This is a genomic window from Paraburkholderia sp. NMBU_R16, from assembly GCF_013282575.1.
Classification (GTDB): domain Bacteria; phylum Pseudomonadota; class Gammaproteobacteria; order Burkholderiales; family Burkholderiaceae; genus Trinickia.
Genome location: NZ_JAAAYE010000108.1, coordinates 1 through 6,904, shown reverse-complemented (window position 1 = coordinate 6,904; position 6,904 = coordinate 1). Strand labels below are relative to the sequence as shown.

The 6,904-nt window shown below is 57.9% G+C and carries 6 protein-coding genes; 3 read left to right on the top strand and 3 right to left on the bottom strand.

Annotation, left to right across the window (positions count from 1 at the left end; all coding sequences use genetic code 11):
- Window positions 1-187: 187 nt before the first annotated feature.
- Complete coding sequence (locus GWC77_RS26480; RefSeq protein ID WP_173262062.1) at window positions 188-1,456, bottom strand: hypothetical protein; 1,269 nt, start codon at window positions 1,454-1,456, stop codon at window positions 188-190.
- Between the two features lie 548 nt (window positions 1,457-2,004).
- Here GWC77_RS26480 and GWC77_RS26475 point away from each other — a divergent pair.
- The 3 genes from GWC77_RS26475 to GWC77_RS26465 are packed head-to-tail and all read left to right on the top strand — an operon-like array spanning window position 2,005 to window position 4,106.
- The gene (locus tag GWC77_RS26475; protein ID WP_173262060.1) at window positions 2,005-2,439 is read left to right on the top strand and encodes a hypothetical protein; all 435 of its coding nucleotides are present in this window, start codon (window positions 2,005-2,007) and stop codon (window positions 2,437-2,439) included.
- Window positions 2,433-2,780, top strand: a complete 348-nt coding sequence (gene tnpB, locus GWC77_RS26470; protein ID WP_173262057.1) for an IS66 family insertion sequence element accessory protein TnpB — start codon at window positions 2,433-2,435, stop codon at window positions 2,778-2,780. The genes GWC77_RS26475 and tnpB overlap by 7 nt, the downstream gene beginning before the upstream one ends.
- Window positions 2,781-2,831: 51 nt before the next feature.
- Window positions 2,832-4,106: an IS66 family transposase gene (locus tag GWC77_RS26465; protein WP_173262054.1), complete on the top strand. Its 1,275-nt coding sequence runs from the start codon at window positions 2,832-2,834 to the stop codon at window positions 4,104-4,106.
- Window positions 4,107-4,139: 33 nt separating this feature from the next.
- Here GWC77_RS26465 and GWC77_RS26460 read toward each other — a convergent pair whose 3' ends face one another.
- Complete coding sequence (locus GWC77_RS26460) at window positions 4,140-4,967, bottom strand: hypothetical protein (protein ID WP_173262051.1); 828 nt, start codon at window positions 4,965-4,967, stop codon at window positions 4,140-4,142.
- 405 nt (window positions 4,968-5,372) lie between these two features.
- Window positions 5,373-5,780 carry a hypothetical protein gene (locus GWC77_RS26455; protein ID WP_173262048.1) on the bottom strand — a complete coding sequence of 136 codons (408 nt, stop codon included), beginning with the start codon at window positions 5,778-5,780 and terminating at the stop codon, window positions 5,373-5,375.
- Window positions 5,781-6,904 lie beyond the last annotated feature (1,124 nt).

The following is a 6,904-nucleotide window of genomic DNA, read 5'->3' as shown; positions in this document are numbered from 1 at the left end:
CCCCGCTTCATACTCGGGCCAGTTCGTCACCCGATGGGCCATCTTCGGGATGTCATGCCGGCGCGCGGCGTTGTGCTTGTGGGGCATGCATGGGCTTCCAGCAGGACGGACCGCGATTTTATTACTCTCGTCTTTCGTTTGCCTATCCGTGCACCAACGCCAACCAGTTGCCCCTTAACCCATCTCGTTATCGCGACAGAACCCTGCTCGCTGCACCTGCCCCGCTCGCACTCGGTCGCGCATGGTCTGACGCGGCGGGGATAACATGGCTCGTTGTTATTGCATCCAATCGCCACGCTGCGTTGATCACCATGTCGACAGACTTGGCTGCCGCCGCCTCATCGAGCCCAGCCGCAACAGCCGATGCACGCGCGAGGTGCTGACGATTGTGCTCCCGCGTTGTCCGCATCGCAGATCTTGCGCGGTCGGCGAACTCACGGGAAACGGCGCTTTGGGGCTCATCCATACCTGCGGGTAACCGACGACTTTCAGCGATTTCCCTGAGTTTCTCCTGGACTGCCCCAGGTGCCACCGCGTGCCGCAGGAACTCTGGTACGCGCGGAACGAGCTTGGCATTCGCAGCATTTAGTTTCGCCTTATATTGTTCCGATGTTGTTTGGGCGTTTTTCTTGTTGATCTCAAACAATACTGAATCGTATGTGCGTGGGCTGGCATCGACCGCCATCACTGGTGGCCCGTCCATCCATGCGTCGGCAACGATGGCGCGCTGGCCTTGCTGGCCCGGCGTTGAAATTGCCCAATGATGATTCATACTATGGCTAGTCACCACTTGGACGGTTTCGTTGTCGGTCAAATCATCAGCGCGGTCGAGGGCTGTTAGCAGCGAGTGTTCTGTGCAGTTTCCTGCACCAAACGTCTTACTAGCGGCCGCCCAGGTTAGAAGCTTTTCTCGTTCGTCTCCTTTTGCGAATTGAGTATAGACGCCATAACCGGCCGTGGTGCGCACCAAGCTGTCGCCCCCCGTAGCAATCACATCCGATTTTATGTTGTCGCGACCGAAAGGAAGTGCCGCACGAGTTCGTTGGACAGATCTGGCCATACGTTTCAATCTAGGAATATCTGTTGGCTCGATTGGACGTTGATCCAGATGCCGAGCAAGGAGATATCCGGCTAGCTGGATCTGTGCTCCCTGTTGAGTTGCAGCCTCGAACCCTGTCTGCTCCCCGATGGCAGACATAGCTGTGAAATTACGTGCCCCCTGCCCAGCCGCCGTGGTACGGTTCCAGGGAAGCAAGGCACGCCAACGGGACCCCGTGGCCGATGTCGGATCGGATGTTTGTGGTCGTTGTATTGAGCTACCAATTGCTAAACGGCTGAAAGGCGGTGGGGTCATTGAGCGCGGAATGAGTGTACGCTGCGAGCGCCCGCTGTCGGCCGGTTGAGAAGATGAAGAATATTGGGCATGAGAGTTGCCGGATATTGTGAATCGATTCATTTTAGAGTTCATCCCATTTTGAATTGATTGCGCGCTTCATTAAATCATTCGACTGGTTGCGCGTTTCAAGATAATTTCAGCGGTTGTCCACTGAAGAAGCCGATGATGATGGAAGTGGCCGACGCGACAAGACCTTCCTGGCGAGATGATGATGTGATATGCGAAGTGATCGGTATAGCCTGGGCGCACTCTACGGGTCTGTCAGTAGGCGGCCTTGAACGCAAGCGCTCCGTAGGGTTGTGTCGCGATAACGAAGCGATGACGAGCAAGCGGCGATTCGCGTAGGAGTCCTTAGATAAGCAGCGAATAGAACTGCGCGGCGACCGTTCGAGTGGCGTGCTCACCCTTTGTTGATGGCGGTGTAAAAGCGCGCATAGATGACGACACAAGGTTGAGAGAATTGCTCAACAATGAAGGGGCAACGAGGGCCCCTTCGTCTTGCGGTGCGCGAGCGCGAAGTTGATCAGAAGTATCCGTCCGGGAACCCCATGTTGAGGCAGTAGTGCCGTAGTGAGAACGTGTCGCTATTCGCAAACGGGAGTGACACGATGGCAGAGAACACGAAGCAAGAAGTCCAACATGTTGCCGCCGAGCGTTTCGTGCGACGAGGCGAAGCCTTCTGGCGCGAGATTTTCACGCAGTGGGAAGCGAGCGGCATCGGCGTGAGGGCGTTCTGCCAGCAGCGAGGCATCGCGGTCAGTACGTTCGGGTTGTGGCGATCGAAGCTCTCGCGTAGGGCACGCGGGAGCGAAGCTGCGTCGGGGACGATGACGGCAGATGCCGCTGTGTTCATCGCGGCGCAAGCAGACGATCCATTGGTCGCGATGACCGCTGCGCCAGCCACGCCCGACAGTGTCTTGGCGGGTGCGCCAAACGACGGCGTTACGCTCGTGCTGGCGGGTGTGCGCATCGAACTGAGCGGAACACATGCCGGTCGCATCGTTGATTTCGTGCTCGGCCAGCTCGGGAGCGGGCGATGCTGATCACGACGAACGTGCGCGCATTCATTTGCCGTGAGCCCGTGGACATGCGCAAATCAATCGATGGCCTGTCATACCTGGTCGAGCCCATGCTCAAGCAGAACCCGGCATCGGGCAATTTGTTCGTCTTCGTGGCGCGCGACCGCTCGAAGGTCAAATGCCTGTACTGGGATCGCACGGGCTTCGCGTTATGGTACAAGCGGCTGGAACACGGTCGGTTTCCATCGACGGCTCTGCTGGCCGAGCGCGGCTTTACCCTGGCCGAACTGAATGCGTGGCTTGAAGGTATCGAAATTCCAGCGTGCAAACCGCAGCACACCGTCTGTGTGGCGCGCGTGAGCTGATTGGGCGTCCTCGGTCTTGTAAACCTACGATGAGTTCGGCATCATGCCGACATGCCACCTACCGCCGTCACCGTTGACGATCTGCCTCGGGAGTTCGATGCGCTGCGCGCGTTCGCGCTCGAGCAGAATCGCCATGTTTGCGCGTTGTGGGAGCAACTGCAAATCCTTCAGCATCAAATCGCGCAGCTCAATCGAGCGCGCTTTGGTGCAAGCTCCGAACGTCTGGCTGCACAGGCCGAGTTATTCGACGCACCGGTCGATGTGCCGGTGCCGCCACAAGCCGAGGGCATTCCGGTCAAAGAGCACGTGCGCAAGGGCCGCCCAGCCCTACCGAAGAATCTCCCGCGCACTCGCATCGAATACGATCTGAGCAACGAACAGAAGGCCGAATTCGATGCGCTTGAGCGCATCGGTGAGGAGCGTTGCGAGACGCTGCATTACGAGCCATCGAAGCTGACGGTGATCGAGCATGTGCGCTTCAAGTATGCCGCACGCAAGGACGGCGAATCGACGATCGTCACGGCCAGTGCGCAGCCTTCACCGCTGCCCAAGAGCAACGCCAGCGCCGGGTTGCTCGCCAATATCCTGGTGAGCACCTACGTCGATCATTTGCCGCTGAATCGGCAAGAGGGCATTTATCGGCGTCACGGCGTCGAGTTATCGCGCTCGACACTGTGCGATTGGAAGCTGGCTGCTGCCGAGCTGCTCGAGGTGTTGTTGGTGCCGCTACGTCGGCACCAGCTCAAAGCGCCACGCATGCACGTGGATGACACCACGCTGCCACTGATCGAGAAGGGACGCACCACAACGCGCACGGCACGGCTGTGGGGCTATCTTGGTGGCGGCCAGCGTCAGGAGGACGGGCTATGGGTCGATCATCCGCCGGCGGTGGTGTTTGAATTCGGCGACTCGCGCGCGGGCTCGCATCCGCTCACTTATTTGCGGGACTTCACCGGCTATCTGCAAGCCGACGCGTACAGCGGCCACGGCGCGCTGTACCGCGGAGGACGCATCATCGAGGTCGGATGCTGGGCGCATTGCCGAAGACGCTTCTTCGAAATCGCCAAGACACAGAAGACGCCAGGGCTCGCCGCGCAGGCTTTGCAGTGGATTGCGAAGTTGTACGAGATTGAGTCTCGCGTCAAGACCGAGACGCCCGATCGCAACCCCAGGGCTGATCACCAGAGGTCGAATTCTTCGACCTCATTCGCACTGCTTACATACGCGCTGCCATCATGCGCGGCGCGGATCCGCTCGTCCGTGTTACCCAAAATCGGCCCCTTCGGAAAACCCGCAATCAGTTGCAGGCGAACGTGGACTGCGTGATCACCAATGGGGCGTACGATAGTATGCCTATGATCACGACGACACCGACGAAGTCCAGCGCCATGGCGGCTGTAGTGCTGAGTTCATACGCATATCGGCGAGATATATCGAGCCTTGGAAAGCGGCCACCGCGGCGTGAGCGCGACCTCGGCTGCTCGCGTCGGGGATAAGCCCTATCCAAGCCGAAACGTCCTCGTCTAGTGGCGAAGCAAATACGCTCGCGACAGTTTTGTCTTTACAAAACACCAGGAAATTATTTAAACGACTCAAGATTCCTTGCTGTGCTCTGGAAATCCGCGATTCCTCTATCAGGCAACTGCCAAGCTTGAAGTTACAAAGCCGGGCTGCATTCTGCAGGCTCTCGTCACGCGTCTTTGCGATTGCTTGACGCTTAACTTCGAGCTCAGCCTCGGCACACTGCAGCGTGGCGGCATCGCCGCGATCAATATGCCCCAGCGTCAAGGCGTGCCGTCGAGCACGATTCTGATTCAGGAACTGTCGCCGCCCATTGGTATAATTACCTTGGATGGAGCTATCCTCATCAACATACCACTCATTGATGTCACTCTCACATGTGCAATACTCGCGGACAATGGCGGCATACCGAGAGGAATGCTCATGCAGGATGGCACGCCTCTCAGCTGGGCGGCGGAGGTCGAGAGGGGGCGCAAGTCGCTCGCCTTCTCGTTGCGAAAACCGGGATACTAAGGCAAACGTAGAGTGATCGGCAAAATGAGCATTCGATGAGACTTCTTCTCGCCCGGAATCTTCCGCATCTCGGAAGCCCGATGTAAACGAGTCAGAAGAGTCAGAATACCCACCTGCTGTCAGGCCACTGCCCCATCGTGCGCTAAAACTCATTTAAATGCTCTCAATATTGGTGAAGGCCAAGTTCAGGTTGCGGCCCCATTGTCCGTCAGCGCCGGGCGCACTTTCCCGCTCCCGCGTAAAACGTCTGCGGCACGCGAAGCTACCCCGCTTGGGTCACCCCCAGGCTTTGTTCAGGAGGGCCACTTGTGAAGGCTCTGTCGCATTAACGTTGAGCGAGCTTTCTTCGTCTTTGCCATCATCGATGTCCTGCGTTTCAATTCGCACCGATTCTACTCGTCCTCGTTAATGCGACAGAGCCGCTGTCGGTCATCGCGGCGTTGCCGTTCGCTTTTATACCGTATCGCAAACCGGTAGCCCCGTTTCTCCGCGAACGCCGGCCCCGACACGGGACTGAAGTGCTTCTGAACAAAGCCTCTTCCAGGCAGCCACCAATCTTCATGTTGGCGGCTGCCAATCCAGGATCGCTTGATAGCACCGGTTTTCGGGAAGGGGGGCGATCAAGTCGCGAATCTCCTTGATCGCAACTACCGGTCCTCTGTGATCGCGAAAAACGCGACGGTACAATGGACTTGTATAACCTTGAGAGTTGGCGAACACTGACTTCTGGGCTACCGTATGCCTCTCTTTATAATCCTTTAGCCGATCAAGTATTTCGTCGCGGGGTACAGTGAAATCGGAGTTCATTTCTTGGATTGCGAGCCTATTCTGCAGCGTCCGGTCATGAGAGGTTCGCATATCGCGCCCCTCCATCGCGCTGTCGATTGTAGCTGTCTCGCCCCACCTCTTGATGATTTCACCCTTGCGATTGCTCGATGCCCCATGAAGCTGATTGCTCAAATCCATGATCAAGGTTAGTCGTTCATTCTCCGGGCGGCTATTAAGTTTGGTCGCGATGATAGTCTCGGCTTCCCTTCTCTCCCAGGGCGTAAGTTGACTCTTGATATTGGCAATTGTGCCGGAGATCTGCTGGGAAAACGCGGGCAGAGCAGGCGGGTGTGCGGTACTGGAGCCCTGTACGAATGGGCCCGCCGACGGAGGCAAACCCAATTGGGGCCCCGGCGTCATTGACCGCTGTCGCGGATCGTAGGCGAGTGGGCTGCCGGGTGGCTTAGGAGGCTTTGAGCGCCTTTCCGTAGCGAACGACTGCACATGTGGTGTTGAAACGAATGGCTGATACAGATTCCAAGGTGTCCCTGCCCCCCCCGTAGCAGGCCCCATCAGGAATGCCGGGCTCGTCGGAGCGCGCGAGCGAGAAGCTGGGTTGAGCCGCGGGTTTGGCGTTCGAGCGAATGACTGATGCTGGTTCCAAGGTGTGCCTGCCCCCCCCCCGTAGCAGGGTCCATCAGGAATGCCGGGCTCGTCGGAGCGCGCGAGGACCCGACCTGGGGCAACAAAGACGGTCCGCCCACCGGTTGGGACGGCGGGGGTGTCTTTATACGGAACTTCGTCCTCGCGGCCGCTTGGACGGACACACTGCAATCTCTCCATGCCACGACCACCGGGTCACTTCTATCTTCCCACCTGTTAAGGCTGGAGTATGCCGGACTGCGGGCCTCGGCTCTCTTTGTGATCGTGGTCAGGCTTAGAAATCGCTCATCCGGTTGGGAATTTTTCCCCGATTTCAGCAATACCTCATAGCGAACGTTTTCCGATCGATGTTGATATACGATAACATCGGAGGGCCCGAAATCTAGTGCGAGAATCGTTTCCGTCAAATCAACATTGCCTATCTTGGGCATTACACTTATCCATCAAGAAATGGTTGTCCGTTGAAGAAGTCGATGATGAGGGAAGTGGCCAGCATGGTAAGACATGCGGTGCGAGATAATATCGGGTCGGGTGCCGCGCGTCAATCAAGATGAGAACAGCGCGTCAATCAGGATGAGAATGCAGACGCAGCAGCGGCGGTGACGGGCGTAGCCCGGAACCGGCGCCGCTGCGCCGCGCCGAAAGCGCTCGGCTTGAGT